Origin of the sequence: Sphingobium sp. YR768, from assembly GCF_900111125.1 — a bacterium.
Taxonomy (GTDB): Bacteria; Pseudomonadota; Alphaproteobacteria; order Sphingomonadales; family Sphingomonadaceae; genus Sphingobium.
Genome location: NZ_FOGE01000006.1, coordinates 59,562 through 80,783 on the forward strand (window position 1 = coordinate 59,562; position 21,222 = coordinate 80,783).

Sequence of the window (21,222 nt, forward strand, 5' to 3'; positions counted from 1 at the left end):
CTCAACTGCCCCGGTAGGTCGAGTAGCCATAGGGCGATACCAGCAGCGGGACATGATAATGGCCTTCGTCGGCGACACCGAAGTCGACAGTAACCACGTCCAGAAAGGGCGGGTCGGCCAACACCGTCGCGCGCGCCCGAAAATAGTCTGCGACACAGAAACGCAGGCTGTAGCGGCCCGGTTCGATCGGTGGGATGCCGGGGCAGCGACCGTCTGCATTAGTGGTTCCGGCGAAGATCAGGGTGCCGCTGGCGGTGAGCAACTGCAACGATACGCCTTCGGCCGGGCAGCCATGGGCGGTGTCGAGAACATGGGTGGACAGGCTGATCATGCCGCCTCCTCCTGACGCGGCCATTGGCCCAGAAATTCCGTCTCGTCATAGGCGATCAGGTCGGCGATCAGTGCTTCGCCATCATCCAGGAACAGCTGATCGGTTACGCCTCGGATCAGGCGGGGGAGAGCGGTCTGGAGGCCCGACAAGGCGGAGGCGGAGAGGCCGAGGCTGATCAATGCCGAATAGTTGAAGGCGAACAGACCGTGCAGGGTGCTGGCATCGCCATTCTCGCGCGGCAGCAGTTCGAAACCGGCGCCGAGATAGGGGTGGGCGTCGATCAGCGCATTTTCTTCGCCGGGCGGTGGTGTGTAAATATCGGCCCAGCGCGCGATATAGGGCGCGACCTGCGCCAGTTCGGGCCGCAGGCCGGGGTCGCTGATCAGACCGGTGGAAAGCACCACGAAATCAAAGTCATGATGCCCCTGCGGCGTGGTGACGCGCACCTGTCCATTTCGCTGTTCGACGGCGGTCCAGGGCGATCCCAGATGCAGGTCGAAACCGGGCCAACCGGCGGCGCGCTCGAACGTGTCGTTGGTCGGTGGCTGGTTATGGCCAAGGAAGCTGGCCATCACGGCATATTTCTCCGCGTCCGAGAGAGCCGGATAGCGGCCTGTGAAGCCGACCCGCTCCATGAAGCGGATGGGGTTGATGCGCGGCAGGATCTTGCGGCGGATGAAGACATGCGCCTGCGCCACGCCCAGCGCCAGAGCATGATTTGCATTGTCGAAAGCGGAGGCGCCGCCGCCCAATATGCCTATCCGCTTGCCCGCCAGTGCGGCATAGTCGATCGCTTCGCTGGTATGGGCGTAGAGGTTGCGGGGCAGGGCGTCGCGGATCATGGCGGGCGTATGCCATTCGCCGCCCCCCTGAATGCCGGTCGCCAATATGACCTTGCGCGCCAGCAACGGTTCCTGCCCGTCCAGATGCAACCTGTGCAGGCCGTCACCCAGGGGTTCGATCAGGGTCAGGCGCGTGTCGTTGCGCACCGGCAGCGCCAGCACCCGGCGATACCAGCGCAGATAATCCATCCAGTCGCCACGCGCGATCTTGTCGATCGCATCCCATCCGGCGGCGCCATGCTGGGCCTCCCACCAGGCGCGGTAGGTGAGGGCGGGGACGCCGAAGTCGATGGGATTGAGAGTCTTGGGCGTGCGCAGCGTGATCATCCGCGCATAGCTTTCCCATGGGCCTTCCAGGCCCACGGGGCTTTCGTCGATGATCAGGATGTTGGACACCCGCTCGCGCAGCAGGCCGAAGGCCGCCGCCAGCCCGCTTTGCCCGCCGCCGACGATGACGACGTCATGGACATGGCCCTGCGGATGGGTGCGCGGCCGGGTCCAGTCCGCGCCGCCAAAGCCGATGAGGCTCAGTTGCCGGGCGAGGTCGGCTTCAAGGGCGGGCAGGCCGCTCATATCCATTCCTCCCCGGTACGGGGAGGTGGCGGGGCAAAGCCCCGACGGAGCGGGGTCGCCCTCTGCCGCGACGAATGCGTCAGGAGGCTAACCCCCTCCACCACTTCGTGGTCCCCCTCCCCGTGCCGGGGAGGAATGAGACAAGCGCTCATGCCGTCATATCCTTCAGGCGCAGGCGGACGATCTCGCCAATCTGTTCCAGCGCGGTCGTGATCTCGGTGTCGCGGTTATGGCTGAGCCGCTGTTCCATGGCCGCCAATATACCCGCCTTGTCGGTCAGGCGCACGCAGATGATGAAGGGGAAGCCGAAGCGATCCCGATAGGCGGTGTTGAGGTCGAGGAAGCGCGCATATTCCTCTGGCGTCAGGCGATCCAGCCCGGCGCTCGCCTGTTCGGCGGCCGATGCTTCGGTCAGGGTTCGGTCGATTGCCGCCTTGCCCGCCAGTTCGGGATGGGCGCGGATCAGAGCCAGTTGCTCTTCGCCGCTGGCGCTGTCGACCACGGCCATCAGGTCCGCCCAGCGATCGCCGGACGACGGGCGCGCATCGGCGCGCGCCTCGATCCAGGGACTATGCTCAAACAGCGCGGTCAATGGGTATTGCCCTCCAGGCTGACATGGGCGGAGACGACCTTCCATCCATCGGGGAACTTGACCCAGCTTTGCGTCTGGCGGCCGCGACGGTCGCTATTCTCGCGGAAAAATTCGGCGTCGGCGGTCGCAAAATTGTCACCATAGACGGTGATCGCAACCTTCCCCAATTTGCGCTGGGGGGAGCCACCGCGGCCTTTGCGGAATTCGCGGATTTCCTCGATGCCGTAGAGGACCTCCCCCACGCCATAGCGGTTGGTGGTCGGCGCATTATGGAACAGCAGGTCCATCGCCGGGATATCATCCTCCATCAGCGCGCGCTCATATTCCATGAAGGCGGCGGTCATTTCGGCGAGCAGATCGGGATCGTCGATTTTCATGCGGGGTGAACCTCCATCCAGTGGCGGGCGATATCGATGCGGCGAGCGACCCATGCGTCGCCGCTGGCAATGACATGGTCGAGGAAGCGGGCGAGCGCCCGGGCGCGGCCGGGGCGTCCGGCGATGCGGCCGTGCAGGCCGACCGACATCATGCGGCCGCCTTCCTCGCGCAACTGGTCGAACGTGTCGCGCAGATAGCGGAAGAACTGCTCGCCCTCGGTAAAGCCGTTGAGCGCCACGATCTTCATGTCGTTGGCGTCGAGCGTGTAGGGGACGATCAACTGGCCCTGTGCATAATAAGGCAAGTCGTCGGCATAGCTGTCGGCGTCATAGATAAATCCGCCTTCCTCGCGGACGAGGCGCGCGGTGTTGGGCGATGTGCGGCCCTGATACCAGCCGAGCGGGCGGCTGCCGGTCAGCCTTTCATGCAGGGCGATGGCCTGCGCAATATGGTCCCGCTCCATATCCTCGGACACATATTGATAGTCGATCCATTTGAGGCCGTGGCTGGCGATTTCCCAGTCGGCCTTCAGCATCGCTTCGACGGCATCCGGGTGCATTGCCATGGCATTGGCGACGCCGAAGATGGTGACGGGCAGGCCGCGATCGGTGAAGAGCCGGTGCAGCCGCCAGAAACCGGCGCGGCTGCCATATTCATAGAGGCTTTCCATCGCCATCGCCCGGTCGGGATGGCTTTGCGCACCGACCATTTCGGAGAGAAAGGCTTCGGAGCCCTTGTCGCCATTGAGGACGCTGTTTTCCGCGCCCTCCTCATAATTGATGACGAACTGCACGGCGATTTTCGCGCCGCCGGGCCAGCGCGGATCGGGCGGGGTTTGGCCATAGCCGATCAGGTCACGGGGCTGGCTCATGCGTCCCACGCCTCCATAGCGGCGGTAACGGCTGCGCCGGCGGGCAGGCTGTAGCCTTCCATCCGCAGACAGGCTTCCAGCGCGCCCAGCGTGATCAGTATCTTATGCTTCATGGCGTTATAGCCCATCGCACCGATCCGCCAGATGCACCCGGCGAGCGGACCAAAGGCGGTGCCGATCTCGATCTCGAAATGGGTGCGCATGGCGGTGCGCACCCGCTCGCCATCCACGCCTTCGGGGATATAGACGCCGGTCACATTGGTCATGCGATGGGCGTCGTCGCCGAACACCGTCAAGCCCATGGCGCGCAGCCCGGCCGTCATCGCCCGGCCTGCGCTGGCATGGCGGGCGTAGCGGGCGTCCAGTCCTTCGCCGAGCATGATCCGCGCGCACTCCCGCGCGGCATAGAGCATGGACGTCGCCTCGGTATGATGGTTGAGCCGCTTCTCGCTCCAATAATCCATGATCATGGCCAGATCGAAATAGTTGGAGCCGATGCGTGGGCCGCTGCCATCGACCATACCGGCGGCGCGGATGCCCGCTTCGGTATGGCGGCGGGTGAAGATATGGTCCGCCGCCTTGTCGGATATGGTGATGGGCGCGGAGCCGGAGGGGCCACCCAGACATTTCTGCAAGCCACCGGTGACGATATCCGCGCCCCAGCGGTCGCTGGCCAGTTCCATGCCGCCGATCGTGGCGGTGGCATCGACATAGAGCAGCGCCCCGGCGGCCGCGCACAGGGCGCCAAGTCCGTCGAGCGGCTGCGCCATAGTGGTGGAGGTGTCGCCATGGATGGTGGCGACCAGCTTTGGCGTGGTGCGTTCTATGGCGGCGGCGATGGCGTCCAGCGGCACCACCTCCCCCCAGGGCGCGTCGACCGTTTCAATGACTGCACCGATGCGGCCCAATATCTCGCCCAGCAACAGGCCGAAGCGGCCGAAATTGACCACCAGCACCGTGTCGCCCGGCGCGACCAGACTGACGAGCGCCGCTTCGATGCCCGCGCGCGCGGTGCCGTCGACCAGCATGGTCCAGCGATTGTCGGTGTCGAAGATCGGCCGATAAAGCGCCATGACCTGATTCATATAGCCGGTCATTTCGGGGTCGAACTGGCCCAGCAGATCGGCCGACATGGCGCGCAGCACGCGGGGATGGGCATTGACCGGCCCCGGCCCCATCAGCAGGCGCTGGGGCGGGTCGATTTCGCCGAACAGGGACGGATCAAATGTCAGATCAGGCGGGGACAAAAGTCTCTCCCAAATTTTCTATGAAGCCCATCATCGCCTGTAGCGCGATTTCCACATCGGCGGGATCGACATGTTCGGCCGGATTATGGCTGATGCCGTCCTTGCAGCGGATGAAGAGCATGGCGGTAGGGCAGAGCGCCGCCATCACCATCGCATCATGGCCCGCGCCGGAGACGAGGCGGAAGGGGGAATGCCCGGTGTCAACGATAGCGGCGTCCATCAGATCCATCAGCGCCGGATTGCAGGGGCTGGCGGGAAGGTCGTGGATCTGCTGGAGCGACAGGCTGAGGTGACGGGTGGACGCGATGTCCTCCAACGCGACGAGGATAGCCTGTGCGGCGCGGTTCCGCCGGTCTTCATTGCCCGATCGCACGTCGATGGTGAAGCGCACCTCGCCGGGAATGACGTTGGGCGCGCCGGGCAGCGCATCGACCCGGCCGACGGTCGCGACCAGATCGGAGGCGTCGTCGCGGGCGATGCGCTCGATCGCCAGCATCATCTCGGCCGCGCCGGTCATGGCGTCGCGGCGCAGGCCCATGGTGGTGGTGCCGGCATGATTGGCCTGTCCGGTGACGACAGCCTGAAAGCGCAGTTGCGCAGCGATGCCGGTGACGGTGCCGATGGCCAGGCCCTTGGCCTCCAGCACCGGCCCCTGTTCGATATGCGCTTCCAGATAAGCGAGCGTCGTGCCGGGTGCGCGAACGGCGGAGAGATAGGCGCTGATGTCGACGCCGGCGTCCTTCAACGCCACGCCATCGCCATCGCGCAGGTCAAGCGCGTCCGGGGAGAGCGTCCCGGCCACCGCCCGACTGGTCAGCATGGCGGCGGGGAAACGCGATCCTTCCTCGTCGCCAAAGGCGATGACCTCGATCGGGAAAGGTAGATGCTTGTCGGCCTGATGCAAGGCGGCGACAGCCTCCACGCCCAGCATGATGCCGAGCGGCCCGTCATAACGGCCGGCATCGCGCACGCTGTCCAGATGGCTGCCGATCAGCAGGGCAGGTGCGGTGGCGTCGGTTCCTTCATAGCGGCCGATAAGGTTGGCGGCGGCATCGCGTCGGACGGTCATGCCGGCCTCTTCCATCCATCCGGCGAGTCTGCCCTGCGCAGCCGTATAAGCGGGCGTTAGATAAGCGCGATAAAGGCCGCCCTCCATGTCGCTATAGGGCGAGACGCCCAGCATGTCGCAGCGGGCAACGGCTCTGGCTCCGCCCGTCACCATGTCGCTACCCCGCCATCGCTGCGTGGGTCGGTGGCGCCGTCCAGTCGGCCATCGGCGTAGCGGACGATCGCGCCGGCATGGCCCATGGTTGCGGTCAGCGGGCCGACCCGCTCCACATCATGGCCGGCGGCGGCGAGAGCGTCATAGAGCGCATCGTCAAACCCGTCCTCCAGCTTCAGCGTGGTCGACTGGTCGCCCCAGGTACGGCCCAGCAGCCAGCGGGCGCGCGAAATCGCCTCCTGCACGTCCATGCCATAGCGGGCGTAGCGAGTGAAGAGGGCGGCCTGCGTTTGGGGCTGGCCTTCGCCGCCCATCGTGCCATAGGCCATGATCCGGCCGTCATCGAAACAGGCCAGCGCGGGATTGAGCGTGTGGAAAGGCTTGCGGCCGGGCCTCAGCGCATTCCATCCGCTTTCCGCGAGGCGAAAGCTGGAGCCCCGATTTTGCCAGGTGATGCCGGTCTTCGGCAGGACGAGGCCGGAACCGAACTCATGATAGGTGGACTGGATGCAGGACACGACCCGGCCTTCGCCATCGGCCGCCGCGAACCAGCAGGTGTCGCCATATTGGGGCGGCTGTGGCCAGGGGAGCGCGCGGGCCGGATCGATCTTCGCCGCCAGCGCATTGAGCGCGGCGGGATCGTCCAGCAGGCCCTGCCAGTCATAAGCGTGGAAGGCCGGATCGCCGACATGGGTGTCGCGGATCAGGAAGGCCTGCTTGGTCGCCTCCACCAGCCCATGGACATGATCGAAGCTGTCGGCCTGCGGTGCTTGGAGCCGGTCGAACAGGGCGAGGATCAGCAGGGAGGCGAAACCCTGTGTGGGCGGCGCGCTGTTATAGAGAGTCGCGCCGCCGATCCCGACATGCAGCGGATCGGGGCGGGTGGCGACATGGGCTGCAAGATCGGCGGCGGATACGGGGCTGCCCAGCGCGGCGAGATCGGCGGCGATGTCGGCCGCGAGCGGGCCGGTGTAGAAACTCTCCAGCCCTTCCTTCGTCAGCCGCTCCAGCGTGTCAGCCAGTTGCGGCTGGCGCAGGAGGTCGCCCTCAACCAGCGGGCGGCCTTCCGGCTCGAAAATCGCCGCATAAGCACCGGGCTGGTCGCGCAGTTCGTCGCCTTTGGCCGCCGCGATGCCCGCGCCGCCGGCCGTGACGGGCACGCCGGCCCGTGCGTGGGCGATCGCATCACGCAACAGGCGCGACAGGGGCAGCGTCCCGCCCTCCAGCGCCGCCGCCCAACCCGATATCGTGCCTGCCACCGTGTTCGCCGCCAGCGGCCCGCGTGTCGGCACCGCCTCCAGCCCGGCATAGAGCGACAGGTCCGCCTTGGCCGCCGCGCCGCCGCAGCCATGGATGCCATGCACGCGCCCATCGGGCTCGCGGATCACCCAGAAGCCGTCTCCGCCGATGCCGGTCATATGCGGATAGACCACCGCCAGACAGGCCGCCACAGCCACGCAGGCTTCCGCCGCATTGCCGCCGTCGCGCAGCACGGACAGGCCCACCTCGCTCGCCAGCGCGTGCGGGGCGGTAACCATGCCGTTGCGGCCGGAGACGGTGACCAGCGCCATCAGTTGGGCAGCGCCGCGACGAAGGCGCGCACGACATGTGCGCTGTTAACCGAGGCGAGCGCCATGAAGGCGACCATCTGATTCTCGCCCGCGTCGCCACCGGCAAGGTCCGACAGGCTGCGGAAGACGATCGTTGGCACCTGATTGGCATAGGCGACCTGCACCACGGCTGCGCTTTCCATGTCGAGCACGCGAGCCTTCCATGCGGATGACAGATAATCGCGAAACTCGGCATTGTCGGCGAAAACACCGGCCGAAACGCCGGTGCCGCCGACGACGATCTTGGGATCATGCGGCAGGCAGGCGGCGGATTCATTCTGGACGCAGCGCTCCAGCTTCACGTCGCCCGCAACCTTCTTCGCCAGATCGAGCAGTGCCGGGTCGACGCCGAAGCTGTAATGGCGCTTCACCGGTTCCGCTGCATTCCCCATGCGCACGCCGCGCGGAAACATCATGCCCCAATTGGCCGGCGCCTCCGCATCCACGGCTTCGGGCACCTTCCAGCTATCGCCCGTCTTGCGGGCAAAGGAGACTTCCAGATATTGCGCCCAGTCCTGCGGCACGATGACGTCGCCGATCGACAGGCCGGGATCGACGCCCCCGGCAATGCCGGAAAAGACGATCCGCCGGATGGTGAAGCGATCCAGTACCAATTGGGTATTCATCGCGGCGTTCACCATCGACACGCCGCTCTGCATCAGCAGTACCGGTTTGCCCGCCATCTTGCCGGTCAGGAAGGTGAGGCCGTTGATCTTGTAGCTTTTGGGCTTGTCCACCGACTTGACCAGCGCATCCCATTCAGGGGGAAAGGCGGTCATGACGACGGTGCGGGGCGTGCTGTCCAGCTTGCGCGCCAGCGCCGGGGTGGGGAGGGCGGCGAGCGCCAGCAGGGTGAAGGCAAGGACGCGCATCAGGCGGCTCCCATCCAGACGAAGCGGATAACGAAGAGGCCGGCGAGCAGGAAGAGGAACCAATCCTTGCGCGTGGCCGTGCCGCGCAAAGCCTTGAGCGCAGCGTGGGCGGTGATGCCAAAGGCCAGGCCATTGGCGATCGAGAAGGTCAGCGGGATCATCGCCACCGTCAGGAAGGCGGGGATGGCCGACATCGGGTCTTCCCACTCCACTTCGGTCAGTGGCAGCAGCATCAGGCCGCCAACGATGATCAGCGCAGGGGCGGTCGCCGCCAGCGGCACCAGTTGCGCATAGGGAGCGACGAACATGGTAGCCAAGAACAGGATGCCGGTGACGACCGCGGTCAAGCCGGTTCGCCCGCCCGCCTGCACGCCTGCCGCGCTTTCGACATAAGAGGTGACGGTGCTGGTGCCTGCCATCGACCCGACGACCGTGGCGATGGCGTCGGTGGTCAGGATACGATTGAGGCCGGGAATGCGCCCCGCCGCGTCCATCAGTCCCGCGCGTTTGGTGACGGCGACCAGCGTGCCGATATTGTCGAACAGATCGACGAACAGGAAGACGAACAATATTTCGAGCAGGCCCAGCCCATGGCTGCCGGTCAGGCCGAACACGCCGGGCAGGTCCAGTTTGAAGGCGGTGCCGGTCAGCGCGTCCAGGCTATAGGGTTCAGGCTTGACCGTGACCATGCCGGTCAGCCAGCCGACGATGGTAGTGGCGACGATACCGATCAGCATCGCGCCGCGCACATTCCAGACGGACAGGGTGCCGATGACCAGCAGGCCCAGCAGCGCCAGCGCCGCGCCCGGGGCTTTCAGGTCGCCCAACGCCACGAAGGTCGCCGGATTGGCGCCGACGATCCCGGCATTTTTCAGGCCGATGAAGCCGATGAACAGGCCGATGCCGCCCGCGACCGCCGCGAACAGATAGGTAGGGATGACCGCGACGATCAGTTGCCGCACGCCGGTCGCGGTCAGGATCAGGAAGGCGATACCGGAAATGAACACGCAACCCAGCGCGATTGGCCATGGCACGCCCATCTGGCCGACGACGGTGAAGGCGAAATAGGCGTTGAGACCCATGCCCGGCGCCAGCGCCAGCGGCACATTGGCGGTCAGCCCCATCAGGATAGAGGCAAAGGCGGCGGCGAAGCAGGTGGCCGCCGCGACCGAGGCGACCGGCATCCCGGCCGCGCCCAATATCGCCGGATTGACCAGCACGATATAGGCCATGGTCAGGAAGGTGGTGACCCCCGCCAGCACCTCTGTCCGTGCGGATGTGCCGCGCTGGCTAAGGCCGAAATAGCGATCCAATGGTCCCGAGGGCGCTGGTGGCGCTCCTGTCTCCGCGACTTGCGGCTGCGTCATGCAATATCCCCCGAATATGCGCCGGCCGCCAGACTGACGCCGGTAATGCCCTTCTGCTCCAGTTGGGCTGCGAATTGAAATAGCGCCGGTTCCGTTCCCGGCTTGCCGATCAGTTGCAGGCCCAATGGCAGTCGATCCGGACGATAGAGCGGAACGCAGAGCGAAGGGAAGCTGGTGAAGCTGATCGGCTGGCTGTGAATGCCAAGGTCGGCGCGGGCCGCGCTCATCGCGCCGTCGATCAGGATGCGGGGATCGTCGACTGGCGGCGCGGTGCAAGGTGTGGCGGGGGCGATCAGGACGTCATAGGGCGCGATCAGGTCCAGCACGGCTGCGCGGAAGGCGGTGCGGAACGCCTGCGCCTTTTCGTAGAGATCGTCGGGCAGCAGCGCGCCGGCGATCAGGCGGTCGCGCACTTGCGGATCGAACAACATGGCACTGCGCCCGAGTGCATCGCGATGCAGCCTGCCGCCTTCGCTGGCAGTGATCAGGAAGGCGGCGGAGCGGGCGCGGGCAATGTCCGGCAGCGTCACGACCGGGGCATCGGGGGCGATCGCGTCCATGGCGGCGACCTGATCGGGATCGACATTCTCGGCAAAGCGGCCGCCAAGGCGCGCGATACGCAACGGTCGATCTTCTTGCGTGGCCGACCGGCCGGTCAATATTTCCCAGAGCAGGGCCATGTCGGCCAGCGATCCGGTGAAGGGGCCGATATCGTCGAAACTGTCGGCGAACGGAAACACGCCATCCATCGGCAGGTTGCCATGGGTAGGCTTCAAACCATAAAGGCCAGTCAGGCTGGCGGGCACGCGGATCGATCCGTTTGTGTCGGAACCCAGAGAGAAGGGCAGCAGGCCAGCGGCCACGACTGCCGCAGATCCGCCGGATGATCCGCCAGCCAGCCTACTCAAATCATGCGGGTTGCGGGTGGTGCCATGCAGGGCGTTGATGGTCGCAAAGCCATAAGCGAACTCATCCATATTGAGCGTGGCGACCAGTATCGCACCGGCGTCACGCAGCCTGTTGATGGCCTCCGCATCGGCTGTGGCTGGCGGCGCATCGGCATAGAGGCGTGACCCTGCTGTGGTGGGCAGGCCGGTGACGGCGAACAGATCCTTCACGCCATAGGGCACGCCGGCCAACGGCCCCGGATCGCCACCCGCTGCGACGATCGCATCGATCCGCTTTGCCTCCTGCTGCGCGCGGTCGGCCAGCATGCGGGTGACGGCGCAGAGTGGCGCCTCCCGCTCGGCCAGCCCGATCAGGCATTGCTCGATATGTTGCACCGCCGACAGACGGCCGCTGCGCACGGATTGCGCGATGGCGATAGCCCCGGTCATGCCGGCCCCTTTCCGTCGCTGGCCAGCATGATCCCGGCATGACGATCGAGCAGCGCCATATTGGCGACGACGCCGGGCATGCAGGCGGGATCGATGGGCAGGCCGATGGCGGCGGCCGCGCTGCTGATCTCCGCTTCTGTGCGGGGCAGGGCGGTCGGGTGAGCGCCGTCTTCCTGCTGACGACGAAAGCGCATGGCGAGTGCAGCGCACAGGAAAAGCTGCAACTGGTGGAAGATCATCAATGGCAGGATCAACGGCCCGACCTGCGCGGCAGGGAATAGCGCACCGGCCATCGGCACGCCGGATACCAGGCTCTTCTTCGATCCGCAGAAGAGCAGCACGATCGCATCTTCGCGAGGCAGACGGAACAGGCGGGCGACACCGACATTCACACCCATCACGATTGCCAAAATCAGAGCGCTGAGCGTCAGCAGGATCAGCAGATCGCCAACCCCGACCTGGGTCCAGATGCCGCCGACCACCGCCGCGCTGAAGGCGGCATAGACGACCAGCAGGATCGATCCCCGATCCACCGGCGCCAATATCCCCTTGTTGCGATCGATGAAGCCGCCGATCAGCGGGCGCAGCAGATGCCCGGCGACAAAAGGAAGCAGCAATTGCAGCGCGATGCTCTGGATCGAATGGAGCGCCGCCGAACCGCCGCTGCCATCGACATGCAGCGCCAGCGCCACCAACAAGGGTGTCAACACGATGCCGATCAGGTTGGAGAGGGAAGCGCTGCAAACAGCGGCAGCAACATTGCCACCCGCTATGGCGGTGAAGGCGATCGAGGATTGCACAGTCGAAGGCAGCAAGGTCAGATAGAGCAGGCCAGATGCCAGCACGGGATCGACCCACCCCCGAATCAGCAGCGCCAGCGTGACGCCTACGATCGGAAACAGGATATAGGTGGAGGCAAAGACCAGCAGGTGCAGCCGCCAGTTGCCGGCCCCCTGCCGAATGGAGTCCCGCGACAATTTGGCGCCGTGCAGAAAAAACAGCAGGGCGATGGCGCAATCGGCCAGAATATCGACCAGGGTAGCGGCCGAACCCCGAACAGGGAGGAGAGACGCGCCCGCGACCGTGGCGATGAGCCATAGCAAAAAGGGATCGATCCGTAGCGGAGCGAGGGAAGGGCGCTGCATGGCGGCCTTATGCGCGCCTTCCCCCTACCGATCCAATAGAATGACTTCAACGGAACGTTGCAAAAAATAGAGCGCTGGAGAAATTTCATGCCATCAAACTGTTGCTACTGCTCAATGCTGGCGGGGCGTCGTCTGTCGGGATGCGCCGACCGATGGACGTCATCCGGCCATAGGTGATCGATCGCAGCAGCCATTCGGCTGGTCCCATGTCGAAGCGGCGAAGCCATAGCATGGAGAAGGCGCATTGGCCGATCCAGATCAGGACCGCGATGCCCATGAGTTGCGCAAAGCCGAACCGGTCGTAGAAACCCAGACCATAGAAGAGCAGCGAAGTGATGATGGACTGGCCGATATAGGTGGTGAGGGCAGTGCGGCCCACGGCCGCCAGTATATCGGCCAGACGCCCCAGCGCGCCGATCTTCAGCAGGAAGGACACCAGCCCCAACAGGCCGATCGTCATGCACAGGCGACCGGGTTGATAGAGCCAGAGCTGGAGTGTCGCCGAGTGCGCCGTCGGCACGAAACCGGCCTGCCATGCGGTCATCAGGACGATGCTGCGCAGGATGAGGCCGGGCACCAGTCCGCCGATGGCCATGAGGGCGTAGAAGCGTTGCGAGCGCCGACCCGTCAGCACGCCGGTCCGGAACAGGATCATGCCGATCAGCATGAAGCCCAGCGTTTCGAACTGGAAGGCAAGAGTGAAAGGACCAGTGAAGCTGATTTCCGACCATTTTTCCATGCTCCACACCAGCAGGGCGGGATAGGATGTGCGGGTCGCTCGCTCCCTGGCGCGCGTTTCCGGTGACGTCAGGGCCTTTATCTTCTCGTCGCGGGTCTTGAGGGCTTCCGCCTGTTCCTTGCTGGGCTTCTTCCCAGCTTGTGTTGCGGCGGTGGCCGCATCGGCGAGACGCAGCATCTCCATCCTTTCCTGCCGTGCCTGATCTATGCCGATCGGCATCAGGATCAGGGATGTCGCAGCCGCCATGCCGAGAAGGCGCAGATCGGCCTTGCGGAACAGAAAGAGGATGAGGCCTCCCACGCCGTAGGTGAACAATATCTCGCCCGGCCACAGGAACAGCGCGAAATTGGCGACGCCCAATAGCATAAGTGCGAAGCAACGGGCAAAATAGGTGCGTTGCGCCGCCTCTTCCCGTGCGGGATCGGGCCGGGTTAGCATGACGATCATCCCCGCCCCGAACAGCAGGGTGAACAGGCCCCGCATGGCGCCGGCGACGCTGACTTCCTGGATGGCGAGCGCGATCCAGTCTGCGTTCAGGCGCACGGGGAAGGGTGGGAGCGGCCGGTCCCATGACAGGCCCATGGCTGGAATGTTCACGAGCAATATGCCCAGAGCCGCAAAGCTGCGCAGGACGTCGAGAGACTGGAAGCGGGCGGTCGGGCTGACGGGATTGATGGAAGTGTCAGTCATCATTGTCTGTCCATGAAGGGAGGGAAGGGCGCGACTTGAAGCGAGACCGCCAACGGCGTGCGCCGGGCTCGGTCGGAATGGCGCGGGCAAGCGCGGCTTCGCTGTCCCGCATCAGTTGGCGGGCATGGCCGGCGAGAAGCGGAACGGCAGCGAGCGCCGTCCAGATGGCCGCGATGACCAGCAAGATCGCCAGCGCGATTCCGCCATACCAGAAACGCCATGAAAGCCGGGGCTGGTCTGCCGGCTTCGCGAGATCGCCGATATCGTGGGTTGGGCCCGATGACAGATGGACAATATTGGTCTGCCGTTCCTGTCGTAGGATGTTAGAGAGCCTGTCGTTGATTGCTTCGAGATGCGCGGCATGGTCGCAGGTCGTGAGAACAGGCCCGGCCTCCCGCCATAGTCGCTCATCCTGTTGCGGCTTTTTCCCGTCCATATCCCTGCCAGCCCCACCATTGATTTGTGGTCCGGATTGTGCCGTCGGAGCGGCCGATCTGGCCAGATTGCGGGCGCCGATCTTTCGCCGATGGATTGCCGATCTTTAGGCGTGAAGGCATGTCGCTGCGACACCGGCATGTCTGACGCACGGGGTGGAACCTGTGCGCGGCTTGATCCGGCCATGCCGACAGGCCAAACAGGTCTGGGGGATATGGTGATGAATCCGAACGCAAATAGCGATGCCGTCGTGCTGGCCCGGACTGCCCCGTTCCGCCTCGGCATGGTGCAGGTCGATCCGGCCAATTGTCTGATCCGAGATCCTGCGGGTCAGGAGCAGGTCATCGAACCGCGCATGATGCAGGTTCTCGTCGGCCTGGCACGTGCTAAAGGGGTGATTGTCACCCGTGACGAGTTGATCGCATCCTGCTGGGCTGGGCGCATCGTCAGCAACGATGCTGTCAGCCGCGTTATCTCGCATCTCCGCCTTCTGGCCGGAGGCATTGCCGCTGGCAGCTTCCAGATGGAGACGCTGCCGCGCATCGGCTATCGACTGACGGTGCAGGAAGGCGAGGGTGCGGAAGCTCCTTCGACCGATATTGTTCCTGATGCTGTGCCTGAATCCCTGCCAATGGGCGAGGTCAGCCGTCGCGGCGTCATTGCGATAACGACCGGCGGGGTTGCCCTGCTGGCGGTCGGCGCCAGGATCGGCTGGCCTAGCGCGGGCTCTACAGATCGGTTGCTGGTCATCAACCCGCTGGCGATCGAGGGGCGCGATCATGCGCTGGAGGTGATCGGCCGGACGACCAGCGATGCCTTGCGCAGCGATCTCGCGCGCGTTCCTGGACTGAGGCTGTCAGGGCCAGCAGGAAAGGACGAGAAGGATCGAACGGGTAGTGCCGATTATCGCGTTGATGGCAGTGTGGCGCGGATAGGGCAGGATGGATTGCGCTTATCCCTGACATTGACGGATGCAGGCAGCGATCAACAACTCTGGTCCGGTTCGATCGATGCGGCGATGGCCGGGATATCGGATTTGCAACGCGACCTGTCTGCTGCCCTGATCGAACAGCTTGTGCTGCGACTGCCTGTAGCGTCCACGCCACCGACATCGGTCGCCATGCGCGGGGATCCCGAAGCCTATCGGTTAAGCGAGGCAGCGCGGCTGTTATGCGATGATGTGCGGGATCTGTTTCTGACAGGGCAGCAGGATGCGGCGCAGGATTCAGCGGATCGGGCCGTGGCCCTTGCCGAACAGTCGCTGGTGCTGGCCCCGGAAAACCCCGGCGCACTGATCGTCATGGCGGACCTGACGCGCAATGGCTGGTCCCATGCGATCACCGCGCGGAAACTGACCACGCAGCAGCGGGTCGATCAGGCATTGCTACTCCTCCGGCGGGCCTTGCGGACCGATCCGGCCAATGCCGGGGCGATGGTGCGAATTGCCGATCTGTATCGCCGGTTCAGCTGGCGATGGGACGATGCGGCGACCCTGTTCCGTCATGCGATCGTCAACGACCCCGCCAATGCGGATGCGCATTGGGCCTATTCGCATTTGCTGGCGACTTTGGGCGATGTGGTGGCCGGACTGGACCATGGGCTGACGCTCAAGCAACTGACCGACACGCATTTGTGGCATCGGATCACCTTGCCTCGGCTGCTGTTTCTGGCGGGGTATGATCATGCGGCGATGACGCTCTACTATCAGGAACTGAGGAACTGGCCCGACAGCTATTTTCTGCTTTATGAAATCTACTATCTGCTGGTTGCGCAGGATGATCGCGTAGGATTGCAGGCGTATGTCGACCGTCTGGAGAAAGGCGAAAAGACCAGCGCGGCCATCGCATGGACGATCCGGCGGTGTCGTGTCGCTCTGGTTGCGATGGCGGGGCGACCGGAAGCGCTGCTTGCTATTCTGGACGTGGAACTGGCGCGCTATGATGCCGGGGGGCTGTCACTGGCGACGATAGGGGGACGCGCGCGGGATGATCTGACCTTCATCCTGGCGATCGAATATGCCTGTGCGGGACAATATGACCGGGCGATTGCCCTGCTGGGCCGTGCGTTGCAGGCCATGTCGGTCTATTGGTTGCCATCCCTGCCTTATGGAAGTGCGCCTTTCCCGCCCGCGATGCAGCGTGATCCCCGTTTTCAGGCATTGTGGAAAAGAGATGTTCGCCTTGCCGATGCGGTGGCGCGCCGAGGCCGTGCTGCGCAGGCTAAACAGATGCGTACGGCCTTGCGCGATAGCAGCATGAGCAAAGCCCTGTTGCCCGCGCCGCTGCTAGCACGATTGCATGCGGCTTTTCCGGGTCTGCCTATTTCTTGACGCTTTGCGCCATTCAATCTTCATGCCCCTCCTGCGAGGTCCAGACGGCATGGGCATCGATCTGGATTTTCAATATGGCGCGGAGCAGGTTGCCGCGCGCTTCGATTTCCTGCCGACGGGCGTCATTGGCCTGTCGGCGGGCCAGCAGCATATCGGTCAGATCGACCTGCCCCAGTTCATAGCCACGTTTTGTCCTTCCGGCGGCGGCGGCGGCGCTGGACGCGGCATTTTCCATACTGCGCCATATGCTGTCATGGGCCCTGACATTGCTAAGGTCGGCGGAAGCGGTCGCCTCCGCTTCGCGGCGGACGCGAGCGAGATCCAGATCGGCGGCGCCCGCCTCCGCGCTGGCCTGATCATGCGCGGCGCGGCGATAGCCGCCGCCCAGCGGGATGGAGCCGACCAGACCGACGCCCTTTTCCAGACCGCCGCGTTCGCTGAACACGCGCAGGCCGAGCGACGGATCGGCGATGCGATCGGCTGAAGCACGACGGGCCAGCGTGGCCAGCCTTTGCGCTTCCCGCTCGGATGCGCGGATTTCATGGCTGCGTTCGATCACCAGATCGCGCAATATTTCGAGACTGTCGGCGGGCATCGCCGGTGCGGCTGGCGCCGGTGCCTCTTCGGGCAGGGGCAATCCGGGGAAGTTGGCGGCGAGCTTCACTCGCGCCTCGTCCCGCGCCGCCTGCGATGTCGCGGCCTGCGCCTCGGCCATGGCCAGCGCCGATTGCACCTGATCCACTTCCAGCAAGGATGCGTCGCGCAATTGCGCGCGCCTGCGGATCGCGGCGAGATCATCCTTCAGGCTCTGCATGGAATCGAGGTCGGTGCGATGCTGGGCGCTGGCGATCAGCCAGTCATGCCAATTGTCGGAAAAGGCCAGCGCCGTCTGGTGCCGGATGTCCTCCATCAGATTATGCGCGACTTCGACACCCAGTTCGCCCGCCTTGCGATCCAGCGCCGCCTTGCCGGGCAGGCGGATCGGGCGGGTGAGGTTCACGTCATATTCGGCATAATCGCCTTCCCCTTCGGCGGAACGGCGCGACAGCGTGCCCTGGAAGGTGAATTCGTGGCTGCCCCGGCGCAGCATATCCGAACCGGCCTGTGCCGACCGGACCCGGGCCTGCGCGGCGGCGACGGCGGGATGGGTGTCCAGCGCTTCTATGACGAGCGGTTCGGGCGGCAGGTCGGCGCGCTGGGCTAGAAGGGGCGTGGCCATGATGGCGGCGCCGATCAGGAGAATATAGCGGATCATAGAATGCGACCCCGCGCCGAAATGGCGCTGCTGTGCCAGCGGACGGGATGGCCCCGGCGAGCGTTGGTGACGGCGGTCACAAGCGCCTCCCGTTCCTGCGCTTCCACGATCAGGTCGATCGCGGCCCGGCGCAGGGCGCCGCGCACCTGTTCGGCGGGGCGTGCGTCCTGAAAGTCGCGCCCCAGCACTTGCTCCTCCCGTAGGTGAAGTGGCGCGTGGGTGACGCTGCGCAGGGCATCAGCAACGCCATCCTGATCGATCAGGGCGCAATAGAAGGTCAGCAATATGTCAGTCATCGGTGGATTCCAGGGCGGCGGCGTCCCGGGCGCTTTCACCGAAGCGCTCGAACAGGATGGGCAGCAGGATGAGGGTCAGCAGGGTCGAACTGAGCAGTCCGCCAATCACGACGATGGCAAGCGGCTTCTGGATTTCCGATCCCGGCCCGGTCGCGAACAACAGCGGGACGAGGCCGAAGGCCGTGATGCTGGCGGTCATCAGCACGGGCCGCAGCCGCCGTTCGGCGCCGAGGCGCACGGCTTGCGCCATGCTCTGCCCCTCTTCCCGCAACTGGCGGAAATAGGCGACGAGGACGAGGCCATTCAGAACCGCGATGCCAAGCAGAGCGATGAAACCGACCGAAGCCGGAACGGACAGATATTCGCCCGATATCCAGAGCGACACGATGCCGCCCACCATCGCAAAGGGAATATTGGCCAGGATAAGCAGCGACGCGCGCAGCGACCGCAGCGTCAGCAATAGGACCAGCAGAATGAGCAGCAGCGCCGCCGGGATGACCAGCATCAGCCGGGCCGAAGCGCGCTGCTGATTTTCGAACTGGCCGCCCCAGACCATGCGATAGCCCGCGGGCATTCTGATTTCGCGATCGACGGTGGCCTTCGCCTCATCGACATAGCCGACAAGGTCGCGGCCAGAGACGAAGGCCTGCACCAGCGCATAGCGCGATCCATTTTCATGATCGAGCTTGACCGGCCCCTGCGTGCGTTCGACGCGGGCCATGTCGCTGACGCGCGCGACCGTGCCGTCGGGGGTGCGCAGCGGCAGGTCGGCGAAGCGTGTGGCGTCACTACGGATCGTATCGTCGCCCTTGATCAGGATCGGCACGCGCTTTTGCCCGTCGGCCACGACACCGGCGTGGACGCCTTCGATCTGGGCGCGCAGCGTGTCCTGCATCTGGTCGATCGGCATGCCGAAACGGCCGGCCGCGCTGCGATCGATGTCGAGTTGCAGATAGTCGACATGGTCGTTGGCGACGGTCATGACTTCGGATGCGCCACGTGTCTTCGACAGGATTTTCTGCACCTGTCCGGCAAGGTCGGACAGTGTGTTGAGGTCCGGGCCGAAAATCTTGACGGCAAGGTCGCCGCGCGACCCGGTCAGCATTTCCGACACGCGCATTTCGATCGGCTGGGTGAAGGTCGGCTCGATACCGGGCAGCCGGTCGATCGACTTGCGGATTTCGTCGACCACGAACTGCTTGTCCCCGCGCCATTCCTTCTGCGGCTTCAACACCACGAAGCTGTCGGTTTCATTCGGGCTCATCGGGTCCAGACCGATTTCGTCCGTACCCAAGCGGGCGATGATCTGCTGGATTTCCGGCACATCCTTCATCAGCGATTGCTGCACGGCCACGTCGCCCAGCACAGACTGGTCCAGATTGATGGTCGGCAGCTTGGCGGTCTGCACGATCACCGATCCTTCATCCATCGACGGCATGAAGGTCTTGCCGACCGCGCCATAGGCAAGGCCCGCCAGAACCAAGCCTAGCGCCGCCGAGCCATAGACGAGGCGCTTGCGGGCGAAGGCGGCGTCCAGCAGGCGGCGATAGCGCGGCGTCAGTTTCCGCATGATCCAGGGTTCGCCATGATGGCCGGACTTGAGGCCCAGCGACGACAGGACCGGGACCAGAGTCAGGGCAATCAGCAGCGATCCCGCCAGCGCGAAGATGATCGTGAGCGCGACGGGCGCAAACAGCTTGCCCTCGAGCCCTTCAAGCGAAAGCAGCGGCAGGAAGACGAGCGCGATGATCAGGATACCCGCCGACACTGGCACGACCACTTCGCTGGTGGCGCGGAACACGATGTTCAGCCGGGGCGGGCCGCCTTCTTCCTTGGCATGGTTCAGGCGCTCGACGACATTTTCGACCACCACGACCGCGCCATCGACCAGCATGCCGATGGCGATGGCAAGGCCGCCCAGACTCATCAGGTTCGCCGACAAGCCCATGCCGCGCATCATCAGGAAGGTGACGAGCGCCGACATGGGCAATGTCGCCGCCACGATCGCCGCCGCGCGCCAGTCGCCCAGAAAGACGATCAGCAGGATGATGACCAGCACGGTCGCCTCGATCAGTGCTTTTTCGACCGTGCCGACGGCTCGGCCGATCAGGTCGGAACGATCGTAGAAGACGGCGATGCGGGCGCCTTTCGGCAGAGTCTTCTCCAGTTCGGCGACGCGCGCCTTGATGCCGTTTACCACGACGCCGGCATCCGCGCCACGCAGCGCGATGACCAGTCCCTGCACCGCTTCGCCCTTGCCGTTTGCCGTGACCGCGCCATAGCGGGTGAGGCTGCCGGTGCCGACGGTCGCGACATCGCCCATGCGCACGATCCGGCCGTTTCGGGTCGCAATGACCAGCGATTGCAGGTCCGCTTCCGACTGGATCGCGCCCACCGCACGCACGATCAGCGATTCCTCGCCCTGCGACAGGCGGCCCGCGCCGTCATTGCGATTGCCGCGTTCGATTGCTTCGGACAGGTCGGTGACGGTGAGGCCTGCGCTTGCCAGCGCGATCGGATCGGGCCGCACCTCGAATGTGCGGACGTAGCCGCCCAGCGCATTGACATCGGCCACGCCCGGCACCGTGCGCAGGGCAGGCCGGATCGTCCAGTCGAGCAGGGTCCGCTTTTCCTCGAGGCTCAAAGGCCCTTCGATGGTGAACATGAAGACATCGGACAGCGGCGTGGAAATCGGCGCCATGCCACCATTTATGCCTTCGGGCAGGTCGGCCATCACGCCGGACAGGCGTTCGGCCACCTGCTGCCGCGCCCAATAGATGTCGGTGCCATCGACAAAATCGATGGTGATGTCGGCAATCGCATATTTGGCCGAGGAGCGCAGGATGGCTTGCCCCGGAATGCCGAGCATTTCCATTTCGATCGGCGTGATGACGCGGCTTTCCACTTCCTCCGGCGTCATGCCTGGCGCCTTCAGGATCACCTTGACCTGCGTCTGCGCGATATTGGGATAGGCATCGACCGGCAGGTTGACGAAGGCCCAGGCGCCCAGCCCTGCGGTCAGCAGTGACAGCGCGACGATGACCAGACGATAGGACAGCGCCCAGGCGGCAAGCGATTTCAACATGGCGCG

Annotated in this window: 18 protein-coding genes; 1 reads left to right on the top strand and 17 read right to left on the bottom strand. The window is 64.9% G+C overall.

Annotated elements, in window-relative coordinates; translation table 11 throughout:
* Position 1: 1 nt before the first annotated feature.
* The 14 genes from uraH to BMX92_RS09880 form a co-directional block, all read right to left on the bottom strand.
* Positions 2-331 carry a hydroxyisourate hydrolase gene (uraH, locus tag BMX92_RS09815; RefSeq protein WP_218145753.1) on the bottom strand — a complete coding sequence of 110 codons (330 nt, stop codon included), beginning with the start codon at positions 329-331 and terminating at the stop codon, positions 2-4.
* Positions 328-1,752: an FAD/NAD(P)-binding protein gene (locus tag BMX92_RS09820; RefSeq protein WP_093015763.1), complete on the bottom strand. Its 1,425-nt coding sequence runs from the start codon at positions 1,750-1,752 to the stop codon at positions 328-330. Before BMX92_RS09820 ends, uraH begins: the two co-directional genes overlap by 4 nt.
* Positions 1,753-1,894: 142 nt before the next feature.
* A complete protein-coding gene (gene uraD, locus BMX92_RS09825) occupies positions 1,895-2,338 on the bottom strand; it encodes a 2-oxo-4-hydroxy-4-carboxy-5-ureidoimidazoline decarboxylase (protein ID WP_093015765.1) in 444 nt (147 codons plus the stop codon).
* Positions 2,335-2,715, bottom strand: coding sequence for an oxalurate catabolism protein HpxZ (hpxZ, locus tag BMX92_RS09830; protein ID WP_093015768.1), 381 nt, complete (start codon positions 2,713-2,715; stop codon positions 2,335-2,337). Before hpxZ ends, uraD begins: the two co-directional genes overlap by 4 nt.
* Positions 2,712-3,587: an allantoinase PuuE gene (gene puuE, locus BMX92_RS09835; protein WP_093015771.1), complete on the bottom strand. Its 876-nt coding sequence runs from the start codon at positions 3,585-3,587 to the stop codon at positions 2,712-2,714. Before puuE ends, hpxZ begins: the two co-directional genes overlap by 4 nt.
* Positions 3,584-4,765, bottom strand: a complete 1,182-nt coding sequence (locus BMX92_RS09840) for a pyridoxal-phosphate-dependent aminotransferase family protein (RefSeq protein WP_093016058.1) — start codon at positions 4,763-4,765, stop codon at positions 3,584-3,586. Before BMX92_RS09840 ends, puuE begins: the two co-directional genes overlap by 4 nt.
* Before the next feature lie 55 nt (positions 4,766-4,820).
* Positions 4,821-6,056, bottom strand: coding sequence for an allantoate amidohydrolase (locus BMX92_RS09845; RefSeq protein WP_093015774.1), 1,236 nt, complete (start codon positions 6,054-6,056; stop codon positions 4,821-4,823).
* Complete coding sequence (locus tag BMX92_RS09850; protein ID WP_093015777.1) at positions 6,050-7,627, bottom strand: gamma-glutamyltransferase family protein; 1,578 nt, start codon at positions 7,625-7,627, stop codon at positions 6,050-6,052. The genes BMX92_RS09845 and BMX92_RS09850 overlap by 7 nt, the downstream gene beginning before the upstream one ends.
* Positions 7,627-8,541 (bottom strand): 5'-methylthioadenosine/S-adenosylhomocysteine nucleosidase, encoded by a 915-nt coding sequence (locus BMX92_RS09855; RefSeq protein WP_371262305.1) that lies wholly within the window; start codon positions 8,539-8,541, stop codon positions 7,627-7,629. Before BMX92_RS09855 ends, BMX92_RS09850 begins: the two co-directional genes overlap by 1 nt.
* A complete protein-coding gene (locus BMX92_RS09860; RefSeq protein ID WP_093015783.1) occupies positions 8,538-9,905 on the bottom strand; it encodes an NCS2 family permease in 1,368 nt (455 codons plus the stop codon). The genes BMX92_RS09855 and BMX92_RS09860 overlap by 4 nt, the downstream gene beginning before the upstream one ends.
* Positions 9,902-11,242 carry an AtzE family amidohydrolase gene (locus BMX92_RS09865; RefSeq protein WP_093015786.1) on the bottom strand — a complete coding sequence of 447 codons (1,341 nt, stop codon included), beginning with the start codon at positions 11,240-11,242 and terminating at the stop codon, positions 9,902-9,904. The genes BMX92_RS09860 and BMX92_RS09865 overlap by 4 nt, the downstream gene beginning before the upstream one ends.
* Positions 11,239-12,387, bottom strand: coding sequence for a bile acid:sodium symporter family protein (locus BMX92_RS09870; RefSeq protein ID WP_093015789.1), 1,149 nt, complete (start codon positions 12,385-12,387; stop codon positions 11,239-11,241). The genes BMX92_RS09865 and BMX92_RS09870 overlap by 4 nt, the downstream gene beginning before the upstream one ends.
* Positions 12,388-12,472: 85 nt before the next feature.
* The gene (locus tag BMX92_RS09875; protein WP_177184984.1) at positions 12,473-13,816 is read right to left on the bottom strand and encodes a DUF418 domain-containing protein; all 1,344 of its coding nucleotides are present in this window, start codon (positions 13,814-13,816) and stop codon (positions 12,473-12,475) included.
* Complete coding sequence (locus BMX92_RS09880; protein WP_093015795.1) at positions 13,809-14,252, bottom strand: hypothetical protein; 444 nt, start codon at positions 14,250-14,252, stop codon at positions 13,809-13,811. Before BMX92_RS09880 ends, BMX92_RS09875 begins: the two co-directional genes overlap by 8 nt.
* A 219-nt stretch (positions 14,253-14,471) precedes the next feature.
* On the opposite strand from BMX92_RS09880, the gene BMX92_RS09885 reads away from it, so the two are divergent.
* Entirely contained in the window at positions 14,472-16,580 is a 2,109-nt protein-coding gene (locus BMX92_RS09885; protein WP_177184985.1) for a winged helix-turn-helix domain-containing protein, read from the top strand.
* Positions 16,581-16,593: 13 nt separating this feature from the next.
* On the opposite strand, the gene BMX92_RS09890 is transcribed toward BMX92_RS09885, so the two are convergent.
* Genes BMX92_RS09890 through BMX92_RS09900 form a run of 3 tightly spaced genes read right to left on the bottom strand, consistent with a single transcriptional unit; the run spans position 16,594 to position 21,216 of the window.
* Positions 16,594-17,835, bottom strand: coding sequence for a TolC family protein (locus tag BMX92_RS09890; RefSeq protein ID WP_093015801.1), 1,242 nt, complete (start codon positions 17,833-17,835; stop codon positions 16,594-16,596).
* Positions 17,832-18,131, bottom strand: coding sequence for a DUF3240 family protein (locus tag BMX92_RS09895; protein ID WP_093015804.1), 300 nt, complete (start codon positions 18,129-18,131; stop codon positions 17,832-17,834). The genes BMX92_RS09890 and BMX92_RS09895 overlap by 4 nt, the downstream gene beginning before the upstream one ends.
* Positions 18,124-21,216 carry an efflux RND transporter permease subunit gene (locus BMX92_RS09900; RefSeq protein WP_093015807.1) on the bottom strand — a complete coding sequence of 1,031 codons (3,093 nt, stop codon included), beginning with the start codon at positions 21,214-21,216 and terminating at the stop codon, positions 18,124-18,126. The genes BMX92_RS09895 and BMX92_RS09900 overlap by 8 nt, the downstream gene beginning before the upstream one ends.
* Positions 21,217-21,222: the final 6 nt, after the last annotated feature.

Coding starts and splice junctions, on each gene's coding strand:
- BMX92_RS09880 (WP_093015795.1), bottom strand. CDS start 14,252: ATGGACGGGAAAAAGCCGCAACAGGATGAGCGACTATGGCGGGAGGCC.
- BMX92_RS09860 (WP_093015783.1), bottom strand. CDS start 9,905: ATGACGCAGCCGCAAGTCGCGGAGACAGGAGCGCCACCAGCGCCCTCG.
- BMX92_RS09890 (WP_093015801.1), bottom strand. CDS start 17,835: ATGATCCGCTATATTCTCCTGATCGGCGCCGCCATCATGGCCACGCCC.
- BMX92_RS09845 (WP_093015774.1), bottom strand. CDS start 6,056: ATGGTGACGGGCGGAGCCAGAGCCGTTGCCCGCTGCGACATGCTGGGC.
- hpxZ (WP_093015768.1), bottom strand. CDS start 2,715: ATGAAAATCGACGATCCCGATCTGCTCGCCGAAATGACCGCCGCCTTC.
- BMX92_RS09865 (WP_093015786.1), bottom strand. CDS start 11,242: ATGACCGGGGCTATCGCCATCGCGCAATCCGTGCGCAGCGGCCGTCTG.
- BMX92_RS09870 (WP_093015789.1), bottom strand. CDS start 12,387: ATGCAGCGCCCTTCCCTCGCTCCGCTACGGATCGATCCCTTTTTGCTA.
- BMX92_RS09885 (WP_177184985.1), top strand. CDS start 14,472: ATGAATCCGAACGCAAATAGCGATGCCGTCGTGCTGGCCCGGACTGCC.
- puuE (WP_093015771.1), bottom strand. CDS start 3,587: ATGAGCCAGCCCCGTGACCTGATCGGCTATGGCCAAACCCCGCCCGAT.
- BMX92_RS09820 (WP_093015763.1), bottom strand. CDS start 1,752: ATGGATATGAGCGGCCTGCCCGCCCTTGAAGCCGACCTCGCCCGGCAA.
- BMX92_RS09895 (WP_093015804.1), bottom strand. CDS start 18,131: ATGACTGACATATTGCTGACCTTCTATTGCGCCCTGATCGATCAGGAT.
- BMX92_RS09875 (WP_177184984.1), bottom strand. CDS start 13,816: ATGACTGACACTTCCATCAATCCCGTCAGCCCGACCGCCCGCTTCCAG.
- BMX92_RS09840 (WP_093016058.1), bottom strand. CDS start 4,765: ATGGGGCCGGGGCCGGTCAATGCCCATCCCCGCGTGCTGCGCGCCATG.
- BMX92_RS09850 (WP_093015777.1), bottom strand. CDS start 7,627: ATGGCGCTGGTCACCGTCTCCGGCCGCAACGGCATGGTTACCGCCCCG.
- BMX92_RS09900 (WP_093015807.1), bottom strand. CDS start 21,216: ATGTTGAAATCGCTTGCCGCCTGGGCGCTGTCCTATCGTCTGGTCATC.
- uraH (WP_218145753.1), bottom strand. CDS start 331: ATGATCAGCCTGTCCACCCATGTTCTCGACACCGCCCATGGCTGCCCG.